Source organism: Lysinibacillus sp. FSL M8-0355, from assembly GCF_038008985.1.
GTDB classification, from domain to species: domain Bacteria; phylum Bacillota; class Bacilli; order Bacillales_A; family Planococcaceae; genus Lysinibacillus; species Lysinibacillus fusiformis_D.
In genome coordinates this window covers 4,624,279-4,643,547 of record NZ_JBBPAI010000001.1, presented here as the reverse complement: position 1 = coordinate 4,643,547, position 19,269 = coordinate 4,624,279, and the positions used below count along the sequence as shown (strand labels likewise).

Sequence of the window (19,269 nt, the reverse complement as noted above, 5' to 3'; positions counted from 1 at the left end):
AGAAAGGGGCGTTATCACGTGACAGTTTTAATTGGTCGTAAAATAAAGAAAGTATATGGCAAAAAATCAACGGCTCAAGAAGTGCTAAAGGGTATTGATTTAGAAGTAAATAAAGGTGAGTTTGTAGGCATTATGGGACCTTCAGGTTCAGGTAAAACAACACTTTTAAATGTCTTGTGTTCTATAGATTTCGCAACAGAAGGTGTAATTGAAATAAACGGTCATAATTTGCGTGATATGAAAGAAAAGGCATTAGCGAATTTTCGACGAGAGCAGCTAGGATTCATATTTCAAGATTATAATTTACTGGATACCCTCACAGTAAAGGAAAATATCCTTCTGCCATTAGCTATCAGTAAGTTACCAAAAGCTGTTGCGGAAAGTCGAGTGAAAGAGCTAACATCCCTATTGGGTATCACAGAAATTTTAAATAAATATCCCAATGAAATATCTGGTGGACAAAAGCAGCGTACCTCTGCTGCACGTGCACTTATTACGACCCCATCGTTGGTATTTGCAGATGAGCCTACTGGTGCATTGGATTCTAAATCGGCTACAGCCTTGCTCCAAAATCTCCAAAACATTAATGAGACGAAAGAAGCGACAATAATGATGGTTACACATGATGCAGTAGCTGCAAGCTTCTGCACACGTGTTTTATTTTTAAAGGATGGCCTGATCTATAGTGAACTTTATAAGGGTGATAAAACAAGGCAGGCATTTTTCCAAGAAATCATGCATACGCAAAGTGTGCTAGGCGGTGACGGGTATGAGTCTTAGTAAGCTAGTGATTAGAAGCATGAAGAAAAATATGAAGCACTACTATCTATATTTCTTTGCTCTTATTTTTAGTGTTACTTTGTATTTTTCCTTTGTTACATTGCAAAATAATTCTGAGGTATGGGATGCTGTTCAAATGAGTGGAACGGCTACGGCAGGATTTAAAGCAGCCACTTATATTCTCTATTTTATCGTTTTATTCTTCGTCCTATATGCAAATCATTTATTTATGAAACGTCGTAGTAAGGAAATAGGCTTGTACCAATTGATAGGCATGACAAAGGGGCTAATCGTGCGTTTACTAGCGATTGAAAACATTCTCTTATTTATTGGTGCTGTTATTCTAGGGATGCTGGTAGGTTTCTTTAGCTCACGCGTATTTGCTATGATTTTACTACGTGTCCTTGAAAAAGAAGCTCTTGTAACCATGACATTTAGTACACAGGCATTACAGCAGTCGATGATCGTGTTTGCTATTCTTTTGGTTATTGTTCTTGTACAGATGGCTTGGATGATTCATCGTGTTTCATTATTATCACTGTTTAGCGCGGCAAAACAAGCAGACGAGCGTGTGAGACGTTTTAGTGCATTACAAATGGCAATTGGCTTTATGGGTCTTGTGCTGATTGCTTACGGCTACTATGCGTCAACAAAGCTATTTGATATTGATTCAGCTGGTCATTTATTTATCAATATGATGATAATTTTAGCTACGACTATTGGTGGTACATTTCTTGTCTTTCGTTTCTCCGTAGCCTTTATTATGAATACTATTCGCTTGAAGAAAAAAGGGCATTTATCTATCAAGGATGTATTAGCATTAACACCGATTATGCATCGCATGAAGAGCAACGCAAAGTCATTAACACTTATCACTGTATTAACAGGTGTGTCTCTAGGTGTAACGACGCTATCCTATATCGCCTACTATTCCTCAGAGGCATCGGCTTATAGCCAAGTACCTGGTGATTTCATATTGCTAGAAGAGCAGGGTCAGACCTTCTTAGAGGAGTTAGAGAAAAATAACATTACGTATGATAAAGTAGATTATCGTTTACAAGGAGTAACAGCCTCTGTAGGTCAATTAATGTCTAAAAAGCAGCAGGACAATCCTTTATATGATATGGAAGGAACAATCTATACTATCCCGCTTTCTGATTATCAGCAAAGCGTTCCTGAAGCATCGCTATCAGGCAACGATGTTATCTTAACCAACTATGGCGGTTATATGGCTGAAATGTTTCCATTAGAAAAAGATCGTGATGTAGTGGTATCTGCAGGAGAGCTTGAAGAAACTTTCCATGTAGTAGATGTTCATGATAAAAGTGTTATAAGTGGTATTGTCACGGCTGGAGGTGGCGGACCTATCTTTGTTGTGACAGATGACATGTTTACAAGTTTAACTACGCAAGCAGCGCTTTATCCTTGGCATCAACAAACGACCATTACAATAACAGCAAAAGAAGAATTAGAAACAGCAGAGAAATTATATATTCAAACAAATGCAGGAGTTATTACGGCTGTAGAAGGTGATGGTAAGACACAGCAATATACACAATCTTCCTTTGAAGAAAAACGTAAAGATAATATTGAAACATTAGGTCTTACGATTTTTACAACAGCATTTTTAGGATTAGCATTTCTAATGACAACTGGTAGTATTCTATACTTTAAACAAATGTCTGAGGCAGGGGAAGAAAGAAGTTCCTATACAATACTCAGAAAAATTGGTTTTGCCGAGAAAGACATCATGAAAGGCATTTATATGAAACAGGCCTTTAATTTTGGTGTCCCATTAGTTATTGGATTATTGCATAGCTACTTTGCTGTTAAGTCAGGATGGTTCTTATTTGGTACAGAGTTAACGGCTCCCTTGTGGATTGCGATGTGCTGTTACGTAGCGTTATATACGATCTTTGGCATACTTTCGGTTGGCTATTATAAAAAAGTTGTTCGTGAATCGTTGTAACAATTAAATATGAAGAAACTCAAAAACAGTGTAATGATTAATCCTTTACACTGTTTTTTATATAAACATATTGAAATTGTGAAAACTATTGACTTTCAAATATCAGAATAATAAAGTTTAACATGTTAGTAATTTAGTGTATGAAAGTGAAGTGTAACAATGAATGCAGTAATTGCGGCGGTAGCCGTTATGTTGATATTAAGCTTGCTTCGCATCAATGTCGTTCTTTCCTTAGTACTAGGAGCTTTTGTAGGTGGTCTTACAAGTGGAATGGGCATTGAGGCAACAGTACAATCATTTACAGAAGGGTTAGGCGCAGGGGCCACTATTGCATTGAGTTATGGTCTCCTTGGTGGCTTTGCTATTGCTATTGCCAAAACTAGAATACCAGAATTGATGATTGCAGGGATGTTAAAAATTTTAAATGGCGAAAGTAATAGAAAAGGCTTAGTGAAGGTTTTAATTTTTTTCCTTATTTTCGTGATGTCTATTTTATCTCAAAATGTTATTCCTATTCATATTGCCTTCATTCCATTATTGATTCCTCCTATTTTAAAAATATTAAATATGTTGGAGGTTGATCGACGTATCATTGCGGTCCTAATTGCAGTAGGCTTAATCGGTACTTATAGTTTCGTGCCAGCTGGTTTCGGAGCCATTTTTCAAGATATCGTTGCTACACAAGTGTCAGAGGCTGGAATGGCTGTATCTTCACGTGATGTACCGGCAGCAATGGCGATTCCGGTGCTAGGAATGCTGATTGGGCTGCTTGTCGCCTTTGTTGTATACCGCAAGCCAAGACAGTATAAGCACAATGAAGTAGAGACGGAATCTTTAAACGTGAACGTCAGTAAGTTTGTGATGTTTTCTACAGTTCTTGCATTAGTCGCATCACTTTGTGCTCAAGTATTAACAGATTCAATGATTGTCGGTTCGTTTACAGGGATTATGTTGATGTATTTTACAGGTGCGCTTAAATGGAAAGAGGCAGATGACATTCTCTCTGAAGGGATGAAGATGATGGCCTTTATTGGCTTTGTCATGATTGCGGCCAATGGCTTCGCAGCCGTTATTAATGCTACTGGGGATGTGGATAGCTTAATTACAAGCTCAATCGCTGTGCTGAAAGGTAATAGAAGTCTCGCTGTCTTTATCATGCTAGTCATTGGATTAGTTGTGACGATGGGTATTGGTTCATCTTTTGCTACAGTACCTATTATTGCTACGTTATTTGTTCCTCTTGCACAAGGGTTGGGATTGAGTCCATTAGCGATTCTTTGTTTAATTGGTACAGCAGGTGCTTTAGGCGATGCAGGCTCTCCAGCTTCAGATTCTACGTTAGGACCAACAGCAGGCTTAAATGTAGATGGACAACATCATCATATTTGGGATACTTGTGTACCGACATTTGTTTTTATTAATATCCCTTTGATCCTGTTTGGTTGGATGGCATGTGTATTCTTTCTATAAAATAAGAAGTAGTTTCTTATCTATAGAAACTACTTTCTTAAAGAATTGTTTGAAAAGTACGGAAATGTTGATATGACAACCTTAACTATTGCAATATGTAATAAAATTTTATATACTAATAAACGGCTTAATAAAGCGAAGAAGTAGTAGTACTAAGAATATCTACAACATTTAAAAGAATTTAGCGAAAAGACTTGCTTATTCTTTTTTTATTGTATATAATGTTGAATGTTGGTCTTTGACTGCGATGAAGCGAGAGGTTGCCGACACACCCGGCCGCTTTGCCATGGCGGTGTGTGGGAAAATTTTCGTGGAGAATGTCTAGAAAATAGGCGAGAAGGAGGGAAAATAATGGCAAAACAAAAGATTCGTATTCGTTTAAAAGCGTATGATCACCGTATTTTAGATCAGTCTGCTGAGAAAATTGTGGAAACTGCAAAACGTTCAGGTGCAAGTGTATCAGGTCCGATTCCACTTCCAACTGAGAAGTCTGTGTACACAATTCTTCGTGCGGTTCACAAGTACAAAGATTCTCGTGAACAATTCGAGATGCGTACGCATAAACGTCTGATCGATATCGTTAACCCAACACCACAAACTGTTGATGCGTTAATGAAACTTGATTTACCATCTGGCGTTGATATCGAAATCAAACTTTAATGGTAAAAATAATATAACTTTTCAAAACTTACAGGAGGTGTGACAAATGGCTAAAGGAATCTTAGGTAGAAAAATTGGTATGACACAAGTTTTCGCTGAAAACGGCGATTTAATCCCGGTAACAGTTATCGAAGCTGCGCCAAACGTAGTTCTTCAAAAGAAAACTGTTGAAACAGACGGCTACGAAGCAATTCAAGTTGGTTTCGAAGACAAGCGCGTTAAGCTTTCTAACAAACCTGAACAAGGTCACGTAGCAAAAGCGAACACTGCTCCTAAGCGCTTCATTCGTGAATTCCGCAACGTGAACGTTGGAGAATACGAAGTTGGTCAAGAAGTCAAAGTAGAAATTTTCGCAGAAGGCGATGTAATTGATGTAACAGGTGTTACTAAAGGTAAAGGTTTCCAAGGTGTTATTAAACGCCACGGACAATCTCGTGGTCCTATGGCCCACGGTTCTCGTTACCACCGTCGTCCTGGTTCAATGGGTCCAGTTGCTCCGAACCGCGTATTTAAACAAAAGAAATTACCTGGTCAAATGGGTGGCAATGTAGTTACAATCCAAAACTTAGAAATCGTGAAAGTTGATGCTGATCGTAACTTACTACTTGTTAAAGGTAATGTTCCTGGTTCTAAAAAAGCTCTAGTTACAGTAAAAACTGCAATTAAAGCTAAGTAATCACTTCAAGAAAGGAGGAAACAGGAATGACAAAAGTATCTGTACTTAGTCAAACAGGTGCTTCAGTTGGTGAAATCGAATTAAACGATGCGATCTTCGGAATCGAGCCAAATGAAGCAGTATTATTCGACGCAGTAGTAGCTCAACGTGCTTCTCTTCGTCAAGGTAATCACAAGGTTAAAAACCGTTCTGAGGTTGCTGGTGGTGGTCGTAAACCATGGCGTCAAAAAGGAACTGGTCGTGCTCGTCAAGGTTCTATCCGTTCTCCACAATGGCGCGGCGGTGGTATCGTATTCGGTCCTACTCCACGTAGCTATTCTTATAAATTACCTAAAAAAGTTCGCCGCTTAGCTCTTAAATCTGCTTTATCAGCTAAAGTAGTAGAACAAAACTTCTTAGTTCTTGATGCTCTAACTCTAGCAGCACCAAAAACAAAAGAATTCACAAAAATTCTTAAAGATCTTTCTTTAGAGAAAAAATCTTTATTCGTAACTGCTGACCTAGATGAAAACGTAGCATTATCTGCTCGTAACATCCCAGGTGTAACAGTTTTAACTGCAAATGGAATCAACGTTCTTGATCTATTAGGTCACGACAAAGTTGTATTCACTAAATCTGCAGTAGAAAAAGTTGAGGAGGTGCTTGGATAATGGAAGCACGTGATATTTTAAAACGTCCGGTCATTACTGAGCGTTCTTCAGAACTTATGGCAGAGAAAAAGTATACTTTCGAAGTAGACACTCGCGCTAACAAAACTCAAGTAAAAGACGCTGTAGAAGAAATCTTTGGCGTAAAAGTTGAGAAAGTAAACGTTCTTAACTACAAAGGTAAATTCAAGCGTGTTGGCCGTTACGGTGGTTACACTAACAAACGTCGTAAAGCGATTGTTAAATTAACTGCTGATAGCAAAGAAATTGAATTATTCGAAGTGTAATCCTTAATGGATTTATGATTTGAACACTCAAGAAGGAGGGAAAACACAATGGCGATTAAAAAGTATAAACCTACCTCTAATGGTCGTCGTAACATGACGTCATTAGACTTTGCGGAAATTACAACTAACAAGCCTGAGAAATCATTGCTTGAACCAACTAAACGCAAAGCTGGTCGTAACAACCAAGGTAAAATCACTGTTCGTCATCATGGTGGTGGTCATAAGAAGCAATACCGTGTTATCGATTTCAAACGTGTTAAAGATGGCATTCCGGCAAAAGTTGCTACTATTGAATATGATCCAAACCGTTCTGCGAATATCGCATTAATCAACTACGCTGATGGAGCAAAAGCTTACATCTTAGCACCAAAAGGTCTAGAGGTTGGTCAAACAATCGTTTCTGGTCCAGATGCTGATATTAAAGTAGGTAATGCATTACCATTAGCAAACATTCCAATGGGTACTACAATCCATAACATCGAGTTAAAACCTGGAAAAGGTGGACAATTAGTACGTTCTGCTGGTACTTCTGCTCAAGTACTTGGTCGTGAAGATAAGTACGTAATCGTTCGTCTTCAATCTGGTGAAGTACGTTTAGTGTTAGCTACTTGCCGCGCTACAATCGGTCAAGTTGGTAACGAACAACACGAACTTGTACACATCGGTAAAGCAGGTCGTAGCCGTTGGTTAGGTAAACGCCCAGAAGTTCGTGGTTCTGTAATGAACCCTAACGATCACCCACACGGTGGTGGTGAAGGACGTTCTCCAATCGGACGTAAATCACCAATGACTCCTTGGGGTAAACCAGCACTTGGTTACAAAACTCGTAAGAAGAAAAACAAATCGGATAAATTTATCATCCGTAGTCGTAAAAAATAAAGTGGTTAAACTACGGTTCTATGTGAGAGCCGTGGTGGAATCACGGAGGGAGGTTCCTACATGGGTCGCAGCTTGAAAAAAGGACCTTTTGTTGATGACCACTTAATGAAAAAAGTGGAAGTACAAGAGGCTTCTGAGAAAAAACAAGTTATCAAAACTTGGTCACGCCGTTCTACAATCTTCCCGAACTTCATCGGTTTAACGATTGCTGTATATGATGGACGTAAACATGTTCCTGTATACGTAACAGAAGATATGGTAGGCCATAAACTTGGTGAGTTCGCACCGACACGTACTTACAAAGGTCACGGTGCAGACGACAAGAAAACAAGACGCTAATTTTGAGAGGAGGTAAATCCTAATGACACAAGCTAAAGCTATCGCTCGCACAGTACGTATTGCTCCTCGTAAAGTACGTCTAGTTGTAGACTTAATCCGAGGTAAGCAAGTTGGTGAAGCAGTTGCAATTTTACGTCATACTCCAAAAGCGGCGTCTCCAGTCGTTGAGAAAGTATTAAAATCTGCAGTTGCTAATGCTGAGCACAACTACGATCTTGACATCAACTCTTTAGTAGTTTCTGAAGTGTTCGTTGATGAAGGTCCAACTTTAAAACGTTTCCGTCCACGTGCGCAAGGACGTGCAAGCGCAATTAACAAACGCACAAGCCACATCACTCTAGTGGTATCTGAGAAGAAGGAGGGTTAATCCGTGGGTCAAAAAGTACATCCAATAGGACTGCGCGTTGGTATTATTCGTGACTGGGAGTCAAAATGGTACGCTGAAAAAGACTATGCAACTCTACTTCACGAAGACATCAAAGTGCGTAAATATATTGAAACGGCTCTTAAAGACGCTTCTGTTTCTAAAGTAGAAATCGAACGTGCTGCAAACCGTGTAAACATTACAATTCACACTGCGAAACCAGGTATGGTAATCGGTAAAGGTGGTACTGAAGTTGAAAACCTTCGTAAATACCTTAGCGAGTTAACTGGTAAACGCGTACACATCAACATCATTGAAATTAAACGTGCAGATCTTGACGCTCGTCTAGTAGCTGAAAACATCGCTCGTCAATTAGAAAACCGTGTATCATTCCGTCGTGCGCAAAAGCAAGCGATCCAACGCACAATCCGTGCTGGTGCAAAAGGAATTAAAACACAAGTATCTGGTCGTTTAGGTGGCGCTGATATCGCGCGTGCTGAACACTATAGTGAAGGAACTGTTCCACTTCATACTCTACGTGCTGACATTGACTATGCACACGCAGAAGCTGACACTACTTACGGTAAATTAGGCGTTAAAGTATGGATCTACCGTGGTGAAGTTCTTCCTACGAAGAAATCTGTGGAAGGAGGCAAATAATATGTTATTGCCTAAACGCGTAAAATACCGTCGTGAACACCGCGGCAACATGCGTGGCGAAGCGAAAGGCGGCAAAGAAGTATCATTCGGCGAGTGGGGCTTACAAGCTCAAACTGCTAGCTGGATTACTAACCGTCAAATCGAATCTGCACGTATCGCGATGACTCGTTACATGAAACGTGGCGGTAAAGTTTGGATTAAAATCTTCCCACACAAACCTTACACTAAAAAACCTCTAGAAGTCCGCATGGGTTCTGGTAAAGGTTCTCCTGAAGGTTGGGTAGCAGTAGTAAAACCAGGAAAAATTATGTTCGAAATTGCTGGTGTATCTGAAGAGATTGCACGTGAAGCACTTCGTTTAGCATCACATAAGCTTCCTGTTAAATGTAAGATCGTAAAACGTCAAGAAACTGGTGGTGAATCTAATGAAAGCTAATGAAATCCGTGACCTTGCCACTTCTGAAATTGAATTAAAAGTGAAATCACTGAAAGAAGAGCTTTTCAACCTTCGCTTCCAATTGGCGACTGGTCAATTAGAAAACACAGCTCGTATTCGTGAAGTGCGTAAAGCAATCGCGCGTATGAAAACTGTTATTCGTGAAAGAGAAATCAGTGCAAATAACTGATAAAGGAGGTTTTCAAGTATGACTGAGCGTAATCAACGCAAAGTTTACACGGGCCGCGTTGTTTCAGATAAAATGGACAAAACTGTTACTGTTTTAGTTGAAACTCACAAAAAGCACAAGCTTTACGGTAAACGTGTAAAATACTCTAAAAAGTTTAAAGCTCATGATGAGCAAAACCAAGCGAAAATCGGTGATATCGTACGTATCATGGAGACTCGCCCGCTATCAGCTACTAAACGTTTCCGTCTAGTTGAAGTTGTAGAAAAAGCGGTTATTATTTAATAACTATTTCGGAACAACCATTTCCGAAGGGAGGTAACCTAAGTGATCCAACAAGAAAGTCGTATGAAAGTTGCTGACAACTCAGGTGCACGTGAAGTTCTTACAATTAAAGTGCTTGGTGGCTCTGGCCGTAAAACTGCTAACATCGGTGATATCGTTGTTTGTACAGTTAAGAAAGCAACACCAGGTGGCGTTGTCAAGAAGGGTGACGTTGTTAAAGCTGTTATCGTTCGTACTAAATCAGGCGTACGTCGTAAAGACGGTACGTACATCAAATTTGATGAAAATGCTTGTGTAATTATTCGTGATGATAAATCACCACGCGGAACTCGTATTTTCGGACCTGTTGCACGTGAATTACGTGACAGCAACTTCATGAAAATCGTTTCTCTAGCTCCAGAAGTTCTTTAATTTCATGATAGTGCCAATCAAGGAGGTGCGACAGCATGCATGTAAAAAAAGGTGACAAGGTTAAGGTTATCACTGGTAAGGACAAAGGCAAAGAAGGAGTAATCCTAGCTGCTTTCCCTAAACAAGACCGCGTTCTTGTTGAAGGCGTTAATATCGTGAAAAAGCACGTTAAACCTAACCAATTGAATCCACAAGGTGGGATTGTAAGCCAAGAGGCTGCAATTCACGTTTCGAACGTAATGCTAATCGATCCTAAATCTGGCGAGCCGACTCGTGTAGGTTATAAAATCGAAAACGGTAAAAAAGTTCGTGTTGCAAAAAAATCAGGTGCAGTAATCGACTAACTAGTAAATAAAAGAAGGGAGGTACACACATGAGCCGCCTAAAAGAAAAATATTTAAATGAAGTTTCTCCTGCTCTTATGAGCAAGTTTGGATATAAATCAGTTATGCAGTTGCCGAAAGTTGACAAAATCGTTATCAACATGGGTGTTGGTGATGCTGTTCAAAACTCTAAAGCATTAGATGCAGCTGTAGAAGAATTAACAATTATCACTGGTCAAAAACCAGTTGTAACTAAAGCGAAAAAATCGATCGCAGGTTTCCGTTTACGTGAAGGTATGCCAATCGGTGCTAAAGTTACATTACGCGGTGAGCGTATGTATGAATTCTTGGACAAATTAATCTCAATCTCACTTCCTCGTGTACGTGACTTCCGTGGTGTTTCTAAAAAAGCATTCGATGGTCGCGGTAACTACACTCTAGGTGTTAAAGAGCAACTAATTTTCCCAGAAATCGATTACGATAAAGTTTCAAAAGTACGCGGTATGGACATCGTGATCGTAACGACAGCGAACTCTGACGAAGAAGCTCGCGAGTTATTGACACAATTCGGTATGCCGTTCCAAAAGTAATTTAAACAAGGAGGGCGAAAACGTGGCTAAAAAATCTATGATCGTTAAACAACAACGTAAGCAAAAGTTTAAAGTGCAAGAATATACACGTTGTGAACGCTGTGGCCGTCCACACTCTGTATATCGCAAATTCAAACTTTGCCGTATTTGTTTCCGAGAACTTGCATATAAGGGACAAATTCCTGGCGTGAAAAAAGCCAGCTGGTAATCCCCTAATTTGGGAAGGAGGTAAATGTAATGACAATGACTGATCCGATTGCAGATATGCTTACTCGCATTCGTAATGCGAACATGGTTCGTCACGAGAAGTTAGAAGTACCAGCTTCCAACGTGAAAAAAGAAATCGCTGAAATTTTAAAGCGTGAAGGTTTCGTACGTGACGTAGAATACGTGGAAGACAACAAGCAAGGTATTATCCGTATCTTCTTAAAATACGGTAAAGATAACGAGCGTGTTATCACTGGCTTAAAACGTATTTCTAAACCTGGTCTACGTGTATATGCTAAAACAAATGAAGTGCCTAAAGTACTGAACGGTCTTGGTATCGCTTTAGTGTCAACTTCACAAGGTTTATTAACAGATAAAGAAGCTCGCGCTAAACAAGTTGGCGGCGAAGTTCTAGCATACGTTTGGTAATTAGCAATAAATGAATGGAGGTGCAACTAAATGTCTCGTGTAGGTAAAAAAATTATCGAGGTACCAGCTAACGTAACTGTTACTGTTGCAGCTGACAACACTGTTACTGTTAAAGGTCCTAAAGGCGAACTTGTTCGTTCTTTCCACCAAGATATGAAAATTGAGCAAGAGGGTAACGTAATCTCTGTATCACGTCCTTCTGAATCAAAAGAACACCGCACAAACCACGGTACTACTCGTGCGCTTCTAGCGAACATGGTTACTGGTGTTTCTGCAGGTTTCGAAAAAGCTTTAGAACTTATCGGTGTTGGTTACCGTGCGCAATTACAAGGCAAAAAACTTGTACTTAACGTAGGTTACTCTCATCCAGTAGAGTTCACACCTGAAGATGGTCTTGAAATTGAAGTTCCTTCTAACACTAAAATCATCATTAAAGGTATTAGCAAAGAGCGCGTTGGTGCTCTTGCATCTAACATCCGTGACGTTCGTCCACCAGAGCCATATAAAGGTAAAGGTATCCGTTACGAAGGCGAATACGTTCGTCGTAAAGAAGGTAAAACAGGTAAATAATGCTGCCTAAGCATTAGAAAGGAGTGACCCTTGTGATTACGAAACAGGATAAAAATCAAGTTCGTAAAAAACGTCATGCGCGAGTTCGTTCTAAAATTTCGGGTACTGCTGAGCGTCCACGCTTAAATGTATTCCGTTCTAACAAGAACATCTACGCTCAACTTATCGATGACGTAGCAGGCGTAACAATTGTTAGCGCATCTTCTCAAGAAAAAGATTTTGAAGGCACTGGTAGCAATGTTGCAACTGCATCAAAAATCGGTGAAACAATCGCGAAACGCGCTGCGGAAAAAAATATTACTGCTGTAGTTTTTGACCGTGGTGGTTACTTATATCATGGACGCGTGAAAGCTTTAGCTGAAGCTGCACGTGAGAATGGTTTAGAATTTTAATAAGAAGGAGGGACACATTTCATGAGTCGAATTGACGCAAACAAACTTGGAGAACTTGAAGAACGCGTAGTTACTATTAACCGTGTTGCTAAAGTTGTTAAAGGTGGACGTCGCTTCCGCTTCACAGCACTAGTTGTTGTTGGCGATAGAAACGGTCATGTAGGTTTCGGTACTGGTAAAGCTCAAGAGGTTCCAGATGCTATCCGTAAAGCTGTTGAAGATGCGAAGAAAAACTTAGTAGAAGTGCCACGTGTTGGTGGAACAACTCCACACTTAGTGCTTGGTCGCTTCGGTGCAGGAGAAATCTTAATTAAACCTGCTGCTCCTGGTACAGGAGTTATCGCTGGTGGTCCAGTACGTGCTGTACTAGAACTTGCTGGTATTACTGATATTCTTTCAAAATCTCTTGGATCTAACACACCAATCAACATGGTACGTGCAACTGTTCAAGGTTTAACTGAATTAAAACGCGTAGAGGACGTAGCTAAATTACGTGGTAAATCAGTGGAAGAAATATTAGGATAAGGGGGGAAAGATAATGGCTAACAAATTAGAAATCACCCTTACTAAATCTGTGATTGGTACTAAACCTGCACAACGCAAAACTGTTGAAGCTTTAGGTTTACGTAAATTACACCAAACTGTAGAGAAAGCTGATAATGCAGCTACTCGCGGTATGCTTGATAAAGTAGCACACTTAGTTACTGTAAAAGAAATTTAATTTTCAATAATTGAACAAGGAGGTGCCACCCACTATGAAACTGCATGAGTTAAAACCAGCAGAAGGTTCTCGTAAGCAACGCAATCGCGTTGGTCGTGGTATCGGTTCTGGTAACGGTAAAACAGCAGGTAAAGGTCATAAAGGTCAAAACGCTCGTTCTGGTGGCGGTGTACGCCCAGGATTTGAGGGCGGTCAAAACCCATTATTCCGTCGTTTACCAAAACGTGGATTTACGAACATTAATCGTAAAGAATACGCGATTGTTAACCTTGATGCTTTAAACCGTTTCGAAGACGGTGCAGAAGTTACTGCTGCATTATTACTTGAAACTGGTATAGTGAGCAACGAGAAAGCTGGAATTAAAGTTCTTGGCAACGGAGCTCTTAATAAAAAGCTTACTGTTAAAGCTCATAAATTCTCAGCTTCAGCGAAAGAAGCAATCGAGAATGCCGGCGGAACTACTGAGGTGATTTAATGTTTCAGACAATCTCTAACTTTATGCGTGTTCGAGATATAAGAAATAAAATCATTTTCACACTTTTAATGTTAATCGTTTTTCGTATTGGAACTTTCATTCCAGTACCAAACGTTGACGCTGATGTATTAAAGGCAACTGATGAGTTTAACCTCGTTGGTTTCCTGAATACTTTTGGCGGTGGTGCTTTAAAGAACTTCTCCATCTTCGCGATGGGAATTATGCCTTACATCACAGCCTCAATCATTGTTCAGTTATTGCAAATGGACGTAGTACCGAAATTTGCTGAGTGGGCAAAGCAAGGTGAAGTCGGAAGACGTAAACTTGCACAATTTACTCGCTACTTTACTATTATTCTTGCTTTTATCCAATCATTCGCAATGTCATTCGGTTTTAATAGAATGTATGGTGGATCTTTGATTAAAGAAGAGGGCGTTCTAACTTATGTTACAATTGCTATAGTATTGACAGCGGGAACAGCATTCCTAGTATGGCTTGCTGAGCAAATTACTGCTCACGGTGTTGGTAATGGTATTTCTGTTGTCATTTTCGCAGGTATCGTAGCAGCATTGCCTACAGGGATCAACCAAATTTTTGCACAGCAAATCGAGGGTGCTGGAGATAAATTATTTATCAACATCATTGTCCTTGCATTGCTTGTATTAATTTTATTAGCAGTTGTAGTTGGGGTTATATACGTGCAACAAGCACTTCGTAAAATTCCAATTCAATATGCGAAACGAGTTACTGGACGTAGTCAGCAAACTGGTGGTCAACAAACGCATCTACCGTTAAAAGTAAATGCTGCAGGGGTTATTCCGGTAATCTTTTCAGTAGCGTTTCTTGTAACACCTCAAACGCTTGCTGTGTTCTTTGGTGAAAATAGTGTTACAAATTGGATTACGAAAAATCTGCAGTATACGCAGCCTATCGGTATGACAATTTATATTATTTTGATCGTCGCGTTCACATATTTCTATGCATTCGTTCAAGTGAATCCAGAAAATGTGGCAGACAACTTGAAAAAACAAGGTGCTTACATTCCAGGTATTCGTCCTGGTGAAAACACTCAAACGTATTTAACAAGCGTGTTATATCGTCTAACTTTTGTTGGTGCGATATTCTTAACTGTTATTGCTGTAATGCCGATTTTATTCATTAATTTCATGAATTTACCTGCCTCAGTGCAGATCGGTGGTACTAGTATTATTATCGTAGTCGGTGTAGCGCTGGAAACGATGAAGCAGCTAGAATCTCAACTTGTTAAACGTCACTACAAAGGCTTTATGAAATAATGTTGGTTTTTAGGGAACGTTCCATCGTTTCCTTAAATCAGCAAACCTTTTGTGGGAGGAATATTTCCTAATGAATATCGTTTTAATGGGTCTGCCAGGTGCTGGTAAAGGTACTCAGGCAGATAAAATTGTTGAGAAGTACGCGATTCCTCATATTTCTACAGGCGATATGTTCCGTGCTGCAATTAAAGAAGGTACTGAACTAGGCTTACAAGCGAAATCGTTTATGGATCAAGGTGCACTAGTACCTGATGAAGTAACGATTGGTATTGTTCGTGAGCGACTGGCTAAACCTGATTGTGAAAAGGGCTTCTTATTAGATGGATTCCCACGTACTGTTCCTCAAGCTGAAGCATTGGATAGCATTCTTGCTGATCTAGGTAAAGCGATTGAGCATACATTAAACATTCAAGTTGAAAAGGATGAGTTAATTGCTCGTCTTTCAGGTCGACGTATTTGTAAAACTTGTGGTACATCATATCATTTAATTTTCAATCCTCCTACGGTGGAAGGAAAATGTGATAAAGATGGTGGCGAGCTTTATACACGCGCAGATGATAATCCTGAAACGGTTGCAAACCGTCTGGAAGTAAATATGAATCAAGCACAACCTCTACTTGATTTCTATCAAGCTAAAGGTGTGTTAACTAACATTGATGGACAGCAAGATATTAACAAAGTGTTTGCTGATCTTGATGCTCTATTACAGGGCAGCCGCAGCTGATACCCGGCTCCGGGCGCAGAGTACTGCTTCCGCGGGAGGCATGCGGGAGCAACAACGAAACATAATTTTTTTGAGAGTTGCAAAAGCATATTGTGCCCGGTATATATTTCTTCTAAAGAGTGCAACATACCTTTTGGAGGAGTATAATGGGTTTCGTGGAAGCATCTGTGTAACGGGTATGAATATCTCATCAAAGACATTCCGGTATTCGTGTAAACATGGGAGGTTCAGTGCCCTTATTGGTTCTGTAAATTCCGTGGATTGTGTGAAGCGAAACCAGACGAGCGTCTTTCAAACATCTCTCATACAATCCAAACATATGTTGAAACGAGGTTGCTTCTAAAGTTGCAGCAGATATCCGTTTGATGTAACGATGAGAACTTTAATTTGCATATAGAGAGGAGACAGAGTAGATGGCGAAAGATGATGTAATTGAAGTCGAAGGGACAGTTGTTGAGACTTTGCCAAACGCGATGTTTAAGGTAGAATTAGAAAATGGACATGTGATTCTAGCACACGTATCTGGTAAGATTCGTATGCACTTTATCCGTATTCTACCTGGAGATAAGGTTACTATCGAGTTATCTCCTTATGATTTAACTCGCGGTCGTATCACATACCGTTTTAAATAATCTTTTGCGCTCCGGACTACTAAGGAGGTTAGGTTAGATGAAAGTGAGACCATCTGTGAAACCGATCTGCGAAAAATGTAAAGTAATTCGCCGACGCGGTAAAGTAATGGTAATCTGTGAAAATCCTAAACATAAACAAAAACAAGGTTAATTCTAAAGGAGGTGCACAACGTACATGGCACGTATTGCTGGTGTTGATATTCCTCGCGACAAACGCGTGGTAATTTCATTAACGTACATTTTCGGTATTGGTAAAACTACAGCTCAGAAAGTACTAGCTGATGCAGGTATTTCAGAAGATACACGCGTACGCGACTTAACTGAAGATGAGTTAAACAAAATCCGTGAACAATTAGATTCATACAAACTTGAAGGTGACTTACGTCGCGAAACTTCATTAAATATTAAACGTCTGATGGAAATCGGTTCATTCCGTGGTATCCGTCACCGTCGTGGCTTACCTGTTCGTGGTCAAAATACGAAGAACAATGCGCGTACGCGTAAAGGTCCTCGTAAAACTGTTGCGAACAAGAAAAAATAATTGGTAAAGGAGGTTCCTTCTTAACATGGCTCGTAAACAACAAACTCGTAAACGTCGTGTGAAAAAGAATATCGAATCTGGTATTGCACACATTCGTTCTACATTTAACAATACAATTGTAACGATTACAGATATGCAAGGTAACGCTGTATCTTGGTCAAGTGCTGGTGCTCTTGGTTTCCGTGGTTCACGTAAATCTACACCATTCGCTGCTCAAATGGCTGCAGAAACTGCTGCTAAAACATCCCTTGAACATGGTCTGAAAACGTTGGAAGTAACTGTTAAAGGTCCTGGTGCTGGTCGTGAAGCTGCTATTCGTGCACTTCAAGCTGCTGGTTTAGAAGTAACTGCTATTAAAGACGTTACTCCAGTTCCTCATAATGGTTGCCGTCCGCCAAAACGTCGTCGCGTGTAATGGGTGCGTCTCATATTGTATGAGAACATCATTTTTTGTACAGACTGTCTTGTGCAGATAATAAACGATACGTCATTGACGATCGAATCTATGATGGAAAGAACCTATACATTCGATGTTTTGAAGGAGGGTAAATAAAATGATCGAAATTGAAAAACCAAAGATTGAAACGGTGGAGATCAGCGAAGATTCCAAATATGGAAAGTTTGTTGTAGAACCGCTTGAACGCGGATATGGAAACACTTTGGGTAATTCTTTACGTCGTATCCTTCTGTCTTCATTACCAGGAGCTGCTGTCACTTCAATTCAAATTGATGGTGTTCTTCACGAATTCTCGACTGTAGAAGGCGTAGTAGAAGATGTAGCTTCAATCATTTTGAACGTGAAAAAACTAGCTCTTAAAATCTACTCTGACGAAGAAAAAGTTATTGAGATTGATGTAAAAGGCGATGGTACAGTTACGGCTGCTGACATTACACATGACAGTGACGTAGAAATTTTAAACCCAGATCTATATATTGCAACAATCGCTAAAAACGGTCATTTACGTATGCGTATGTATGCACAACGCGGCCGTGGTTACACTCCTGCTGATCAAAACAAACGTGAGGATCTTCCTATCGGCGTGATCCCGATCGACTCTATTTACACTCCAGTATCACGCGTCAATTTCCAAGTGGAAAATACTCGTGTAGGTCAGTCTTCTGACTACGACAAACTTTCTCTTGATGTGTGGACAGATGGTAGCATCGGTCCGAAAGAGGCGATTTCGCTCGGAGCAAAAATTTTAACCGAGCATCTTAACATCTTCGTTGGCATGACGGATGAGGCACAGACTGCTGAAATCATGGTCGAAAAAGAAGAAGATCAAAAAGAAAAAGTTTTAGAGATGACTATCGAAGAACTTGATCTTTCTGTTCGTTCTTATAACTGTTTAAAACGCGCTGGTATTAATACAGTACTAGAACTTGCGAATAAATCAGAAGACGATATGATGAAAGTTCGTAACCTTGGACGTAAGTCACTAGAAGAAGTAAAAGCGAAGTTAGAAGAGCTTGGTTTAGGATTACGCAAAGAAGACTAAGCGATTTAAACAACACTAATAAGATCAGATTTTTTCTATAAAGGAGGGAAACATCCATGGGTTACAGAAAACTTGGTCGTACAAGTTCTCAACGTAAAGCGATGTTACGTGACTTAGCTACTGATTTAATCATCAACGAGCGTATCGAAACTACTGAGGCTCGCGCTAAAGAAGTACGTAAAGCTGTTGAAAAAATGATTACTTTAGGTAAACGCGGAGATTTACACGCACGCCGTCAAGCTGCTGCATTCATCCGTCGCGAACTAGTAACAACGACTGATGCTGAAGGTAACGAAACAACATCATTTGCACTTCAAAAGTTATTTGATGATGTTGCACCACGTTATGCAGAGCGTCAAGGTGGTTACACTCGTATTCTTAAAGTAGGTCCTCGTCGTGGTGACGGTGCACCTGTTGTTGTGATTGAACTAGTTTAATCATAAGAGAAGACTTGTGGTGAAGAGGGTGGGAATCACCACCCTCTTTCTTTATAAATGATTTATACGACAAATAATTAAGCTGAGCGTTATGATGAGCGGGCACTTTAGGGTGTGGCGTCTCGTTTAGCTCTCCGCACCTCATTCAGGAGAAATAAGGGCTTGAGCACCCGTATTTCTTGTAAATGTAACGACAAGCGCATTTCTATCGAATGAGGTGCGCGCTTTTTTATTATGTGGGATAGCGCCAATTTGTGGTGCTTTTTTTAATATATGGGTTTTCTTTAGACGCTCAAAAGTGCACCATCAAATTGAGTTGTTATAGTAGTATTTTTCTTTTATTGACATACGGATTGTAGTAGAATTCATACATAAAAAAGTGTA

General features: G+C 39.9%; 32 protein-coding genes and 1 pseudogene. All 33 read left to right on the top strand.

Translation table 11 applies throughout. The features are described 5' to 3' along the window. The first annotated feature begins 18 nt into the window (after window positions 1–18). The 33 genes and pseudogenes from MKY46_RS22795 (at window position 19) to rplQ (ending at window position 18,885) form a co-directional block, all read left to right on the top strand. Window positions 19–780 (top strand): ABC transporter ATP-binding protein, encoded by a 762-nt coding sequence (locus tag MKY46_RS22795; protein WP_036123701.1) that lies wholly within the window; start codon window positions 19–21, stop codon window positions 778–780. Next, the gene (locus MKY46_RS22790; protein ID WP_340835502.1) at window positions 770–2,749 is read left to right on the top strand and encodes an ABC transporter permease; all 1,980 of its coding nucleotides are present in this window, start codon (window positions 770–772) and stop codon (window positions 2,747–2,749) included. Before MKY46_RS22795 ends, MKY46_RS22790 begins: the two co-directional genes overlap by 11 nt. A 159-nt stretch (window positions 2,750–2,908) precedes the next feature. Continuing rightward, the gene (locus tag MKY46_RS22785; protein ID WP_340835499.1) at window positions 2,909–4,219 is read left to right on the top strand and encodes a Na+/H+ antiporter family protein; all 1,311 of its coding nucleotides are present in this window, start codon (window positions 2,909–2,911) and stop codon (window positions 4,217–4,219) included. A 351-nt stretch (window positions 4,220–4,570) separates the two neighbouring features. After that, on the top strand, window positions 4,571–4,879 hold the full coding sequence (gene rpsJ, locus MKY46_RS22780; protein WP_004233624.1) for a 30S ribosomal protein S10: 309 nt from the start codon (window positions 4,571–4,573) through the stop codon (window positions 4,877–4,879). 46 nt (window positions 4,880–4,925) lie between these two features. Beyond that, a complete protein-coding gene (rplC, locus tag MKY46_RS22775; protein ID WP_036124665.1) occupies window positions 4,926–5,555 on the top strand; it encodes a 50S ribosomal protein L3 in 630 nt (209 codons plus the stop codon). Window positions 5,556–5,581: 26 nt separating this feature from the next. Then, a complete protein-coding gene (gene rplD / locus MKY46_RS22770; RefSeq protein WP_004233626.1) occupies window positions 5,582–6,205 on the top strand; it encodes a 50S ribosomal protein L4 in 624 nt (207 codons plus the stop codon). Next, the gene (rplW, locus tag MKY46_RS22765; protein ID WP_036124663.1) at window positions 6,205–6,489 is read left to right on the top strand and encodes a 50S ribosomal protein L23; all 285 of its coding nucleotides are present in this window, start codon (window positions 6,205–6,207) and stop codon (window positions 6,487–6,489) included. Before rplD ends, rplW begins: the two co-directional genes overlap by 1 nt. Window positions 6,490–6,537: 48 nt before the next feature. Further along, on the top strand, window positions 6,538–7,368 hold the full coding sequence (rplB, locus tag MKY46_RS22760) for a 50S ribosomal protein L2 (RefSeq protein WP_036124661.1): 831 nt from the start codon (window positions 6,538–6,540) through the stop codon (window positions 7,366–7,368). A gap of 60 nt (window positions 7,369–7,428) precedes the next feature. Further along, on the top strand, window positions 7,429–7,707 hold the full coding sequence (rpsS, locus tag MKY46_RS22755; protein WP_008181911.1) for a 30S ribosomal protein S19: 279 nt from the start codon (window positions 7,429–7,431) through the stop codon (window positions 7,705–7,707). Between the two features lie 22 nt (window positions 7,708–7,729). Then, entirely contained in the window at window positions 7,730–8,074 is a 345-nt protein-coding gene (gene rplV / locus MKY46_RS22750) for a 50S ribosomal protein L22 (protein ID WP_004233639.1), read from the top strand. Between the two features lie 3 nt (window positions 8,075–8,077). Beyond that, entirely contained in the window at window positions 8,078–8,731 is a 654-nt protein-coding gene (gene rpsC / locus MKY46_RS22745) for a 30S ribosomal protein S3 (RefSeq protein ID WP_025116438.1), read from the top strand. A gap of 1 nt (window position 8,732) precedes the next feature. Beyond that, window positions 8,733–9,167 carry a 50S ribosomal protein L16 gene (gene rplP / locus MKY46_RS22740; protein ID WP_025116437.1) on the top strand — a complete coding sequence of 145 codons (435 nt, stop codon included), beginning with the start codon at window positions 8,733–8,735 and terminating at the stop codon, window positions 9,165–9,167. Continuing rightward, window positions 9,157–9,357, top strand: coding sequence for a 50S ribosomal protein L29 (rpmC, locus tag MKY46_RS22735; RefSeq protein WP_004233646.1), 201 nt, complete (start codon window positions 9,157–9,159; stop codon window positions 9,355–9,357). The genes rplP and rpmC overlap by 11 nt, the downstream gene beginning before the upstream one ends. An 18-nt stretch (window positions 9,358–9,375) precedes the next feature. Beyond that, complete coding sequence (gene rpsQ, locus MKY46_RS22730) at window positions 9,376–9,639, top strand: 30S ribosomal protein S17 (protein ID WP_008181723.1); 264 nt, start codon at window positions 9,376–9,378, stop codon at window positions 9,637–9,639. Window positions 9,640–9,681: 42 nt separating this feature from the next. Next, window positions 9,682–10,050: a 50S ribosomal protein L14 gene (gene rplN, locus MKY46_RS22725; RefSeq protein WP_004233650.1), complete on the top strand. Its 369-nt coding sequence runs from the start codon at window positions 9,682–9,684 to the stop codon at window positions 10,048–10,050. Between the two features lie 35 nt (window positions 10,051–10,085). Beyond that, complete coding sequence (gene rplX, locus MKY46_RS22720; protein WP_004233652.1) at window positions 10,086–10,394, top strand: 50S ribosomal protein L24; 309 nt, start codon at window positions 10,086–10,088, stop codon at window positions 10,392–10,394. A gap of 29 nt (window positions 10,395–10,423) precedes the next feature. Next, the gene (rplE, locus tag MKY46_RS22715; RefSeq protein WP_008181719.1) at window positions 10,424–10,963 is read left to right on the top strand and encodes a 50S ribosomal protein L5; all 540 of its coding nucleotides are present in this window, start codon (window positions 10,424–10,426) and stop codon (window positions 10,961–10,963) included. 22 nt (window positions 10,964–10,985) lie between these two features. Then, window positions 10,986–11,171 carry a type Z 30S ribosomal protein S14 gene (locus tag MKY46_RS22710; protein ID WP_004233656.1) on the top strand — a complete coding sequence of 62 codons (186 nt, stop codon included), beginning with the start codon at window positions 10,986–10,988 and terminating at the stop codon, window positions 11,169–11,171. Window positions 11,172–11,200: 29 nt separating this feature from the next. After that, window positions 11,201–11,599, top strand: a complete 399-nt coding sequence (rpsH, locus tag MKY46_RS22705) for a 30S ribosomal protein S8 (protein ID WP_008181717.1) — start codon at window positions 11,201–11,203, stop codon at window positions 11,597–11,599. Window positions 11,600–11,629: 30 nt separating this feature from the next. Further along, window positions 11,630–12,169, top strand: a complete 540-nt coding sequence (gene rplF / locus MKY46_RS22700) for a 50S ribosomal protein L6 (RefSeq protein ID WP_008181715.1) — start codon at window positions 11,630–11,632, stop codon at window positions 12,167–12,169. 32 nt (window positions 12,170–12,201) lie between these two features. Continuing rightward, window positions 12,202–12,561, top strand: coding sequence for a 50S ribosomal protein L18 (gene rplR / locus MKY46_RS22695; protein ID WP_036124657.1), 360 nt, complete (start codon window positions 12,202–12,204; stop codon window positions 12,559–12,561). Window positions 12,562–12,582: 21 nt separating this feature from the next. Then, window positions 12,583–13,086 carry a 30S ribosomal protein S5 gene (gene rpsE, locus MKY46_RS22690; protein ID WP_008181711.1) on the top strand — a complete coding sequence of 168 codons (504 nt, stop codon included), beginning with the start codon at window positions 12,583–12,585 and terminating at the stop codon, window positions 13,084–13,086. Window positions 13,087–13,099: 13 nt separating this feature from the next. Continuing rightward, window positions 13,100–13,282 carry a 50S ribosomal protein L30 gene (rpmD, locus tag MKY46_RS22685; protein WP_004233668.1) on the top strand — a complete coding sequence of 61 codons (183 nt, stop codon included), beginning with the start codon at window positions 13,100–13,102 and terminating at the stop codon, window positions 13,280–13,282. Between the two features lie 34 nt (window positions 13,283–13,316). Further along, entirely contained in the window at window positions 13,317–13,757 is a 441-nt protein-coding gene (gene rplO / locus MKY46_RS22680; RefSeq protein ID WP_036129082.1) for a 50S ribosomal protein L15, read from the top strand. Then, complete coding sequence (secY, locus tag MKY46_RS22675; protein WP_036129079.1) at window positions 13,757–15,052, top strand: preprotein translocase subunit SecY; 1,296 nt, start codon at window positions 13,757–13,759, stop codon at window positions 15,050–15,052. Before rplO ends, secY begins: the two co-directional genes overlap by 1 nt. Before the next feature lie 70 nt (window positions 15,053–15,122). Continuing rightward, the gene (locus MKY46_RS22670) at window positions 15,123–15,776 is read left to right on the top strand and encodes an adenylate kinase (protein ID WP_036129077.1); all 654 of its coding nucleotides are present in this window, start codon (window positions 15,123–15,125) and stop codon (window positions 15,774–15,776) included. 252 nt (window positions 15,777–16,028) lie between these two features. Further along, window positions 16,029–16,103, top strand: a pseudogene (locus tag MKY46_RS22665) (type I methionyl aminopeptidase); the annotation flags it as partial. Window positions 16,104–16,189: 86 nt separating this feature from the next. Beyond that, window positions 16,190–16,408, top strand: a complete 219-nt coding sequence (gene infA, locus MKY46_RS22660) for a translation initiation factor IF-1 (protein WP_004233690.1) — start codon at window positions 16,190–16,192, stop codon at window positions 16,406–16,408. Between the two features lie 37 nt (window positions 16,409–16,445). Further along, a complete protein-coding gene (gene rpmJ, locus MKY46_RS22655) occupies window positions 16,446–16,559 on the top strand; it encodes a 50S ribosomal protein L36 (protein ID WP_000868344.1) in 114 nt (37 codons plus the stop codon). Between the two features lie 24 nt (window positions 16,560–16,583). Beyond that, entirely contained in the window at window positions 16,584–16,949 is a 366-nt protein-coding gene (gene rpsM, locus MKY46_RS22650; RefSeq protein ID WP_004233729.1) for a 30S ribosomal protein S13, read from the top strand. Window positions 16,950–16,974: 25 nt separating this feature from the next. Further along, window positions 16,975–17,364: a 30S ribosomal protein S11 gene (rpsK, locus tag MKY46_RS22645; protein ID WP_004233731.1), complete on the top strand. Its 390-nt coding sequence runs from the start codon at window positions 16,975–16,977 to the stop codon at window positions 17,362–17,364. Between the two features lie 139 nt (window positions 17,365–17,503). After that, the gene (locus MKY46_RS22640) at window positions 17,504–18,448 is read left to right on the top strand and encodes a DNA-directed RNA polymerase subunit alpha (RefSeq protein WP_004233733.1); all 945 of its coding nucleotides are present in this window, start codon (window positions 17,504–17,506) and stop codon (window positions 18,446–18,448) included. A gap of 56 nt (window positions 18,449–18,504) precedes the next feature. Beyond that, on the top strand, window positions 18,505–18,885 hold the full coding sequence (gene rplQ, locus MKY46_RS22635; protein ID WP_012296051.1) for a 50S ribosomal protein L17: 381 nt from the start codon (window positions 18,505–18,507) through the stop codon (window positions 18,883–18,885). Window positions 18,886–19,269 lie beyond the last annotated feature (384 nt).

What these genes read in the sequence shown, in the direction of transcription:
- MKY46_RS22790 (WP_340835502.1), top strand. Translation starts at nt 770, where the DNA reads ATGAGTCTTAGTAAGCTAGTGATTAGAAGCATGAAGAAAAATATGAAG.
- MKY46_RS22785 (WP_340835499.1), top strand. Translation starts at nt 2,909, where the DNA reads ATGAATGCAGTAATTGCGGCGGTAGCCGTTATGTTGATATTAAGCTTG.
- rpsJ (WP_004233624.1), top strand. Translation starts at nt 4,571, where the DNA reads ATGGCAAAACAAAAGATTCGTATTCGTTTAAAAGCGTATGATCACCGT.
- rplC (WP_036124665.1), top strand. Translation starts at nt 4,926, where the DNA reads ATGGCTAAAGGAATCTTAGGTAGAAAAATTGGTATGACACAAGTTTTC.
- rplD (WP_004233626.1), top strand. Translation starts at nt 5,582, where the DNA reads ATGACAAAAGTATCTGTACTTAGTCAAACAGGTGCTTCAGTTGGTGAA.
- rplW (WP_036124663.1), top strand. Translation starts at nt 6,205, where the DNA reads ATGGAAGCACGTGATATTTTAAAACGTCCGGTCATTACTGAGCGTTCT.
- rplB (WP_036124661.1), top strand. Translation starts at nt 6,538, where the DNA reads ATGGCGATTAAAAAGTATAAACCTACCTCTAATGGTCGTCGTAACATG.
- rpsS (WP_008181911.1), top strand. Translation starts at nt 7,429, where the DNA reads ATGGGTCGCAGCTTGAAAAAAGGACCTTTTGTTGATGACCACTTAATG.
- rplV (WP_004233639.1), top strand. Translation starts at nt 7,730, where the DNA reads ATGACACAAGCTAAAGCTATCGCTCGCACAGTACGTATTGCTCCTCGT.
- rplP (WP_025116437.1), top strand. Translation starts at nt 8,733, where the DNA reads ATGTTATTGCCTAAACGCGTAAAATACCGTCGTGAACACCGCGGCAAC.
- rpmC (WP_004233646.1), top strand. Translation starts at nt 9,157, where the DNA reads ATGAAAGCTAATGAAATCCGTGACCTTGCCACTTCTGAAATTGAATTA.
- rpsQ (WP_008181723.1), top strand. Translation starts at nt 9,376, where the DNA reads ATGACTGAGCGTAATCAACGCAAAGTTTACACGGGCCGCGTTGTTTCA.
- rplX (WP_004233652.1), top strand. Translation starts at nt 10,086, where the DNA reads ATGCATGTAAAAAAAGGTGACAAGGTTAAGGTTATCACTGGTAAGGAC.
- rplE (WP_008181719.1), top strand. Translation starts at nt 10,424, where the DNA reads ATGAGCCGCCTAAAAGAAAAATATTTAAATGAAGTTTCTCCTGCTCTT.
- rpsH (WP_008181717.1), top strand. Translation starts at nt 11,201, where the DNA reads ATGACAATGACTGATCCGATTGCAGATATGCTTACTCGCATTCGTAAT.
- rplF (WP_008181715.1), top strand. Translation starts at nt 11,630, where the DNA reads ATGTCTCGTGTAGGTAAAAAAATTATCGAGGTACCAGCTAACGTAACT.
- rpsE (WP_008181711.1), top strand. Translation starts at nt 12,583, where the DNA reads ATGAGTCGAATTGACGCAAACAAACTTGGAGAACTTGAAGAACGCGTA.
- rpmD (WP_004233668.1), top strand. Translation starts at nt 13,100, where the DNA reads ATGGCTAACAAATTAGAAATCACCCTTACTAAATCTGTGATTGGTACT.
- rplO (WP_036129082.1), top strand. Translation starts at nt 13,317, where the DNA reads ATGAAACTGCATGAGTTAAAACCAGCAGAAGGTTCTCGTAAGCAACGC.
- secY (WP_036129079.1), top strand. Translation starts at nt 13,757, where the DNA reads ATGTTTCAGACAATCTCTAACTTTATGCGTGTTCGAGATATAAGAAAT.
- MKY46_RS22670 (WP_036129077.1), top strand. Translation starts at nt 15,123, where the DNA reads ATGAATATCGTTTTAATGGGTCTGCCAGGTGCTGGTAAAGGTACTCAG.
- infA (WP_004233690.1), top strand. Translation starts at nt 16,190, where the DNA reads ATGGCGAAAGATGATGTAATTGAAGTCGAAGGGACAGTTGTTGAGACT.
- rpmJ (WP_000868344.1), top strand. Translation starts at nt 16,446, where the DNA reads ATGAAAGTGAGACCATCTGTGAAACCGATCTGCGAAAAATGTAAAGTA.
- rpsM (WP_004233729.1), top strand. Translation starts at nt 16,584, where the DNA reads ATGGCACGTATTGCTGGTGTTGATATTCCTCGCGACAAACGCGTGGTA.
- rpsK (WP_004233731.1), top strand. Translation starts at nt 16,975, where the DNA reads ATGGCTCGTAAACAACAAACTCGTAAACGTCGTGTGAAAAAGAATATC.
- MKY46_RS22640 (WP_004233733.1), top strand. Translation starts at nt 17,504, where the DNA reads ATGATCGAAATTGAAAAACCAAAGATTGAAACGGTGGAGATCAGCGAA.
- rplQ (WP_012296051.1), top strand. Translation starts at nt 18,505, where the DNA reads ATGGGTTACAGAAAACTTGGTCGTACAAGTTCTCAACGTAAAGCGATG.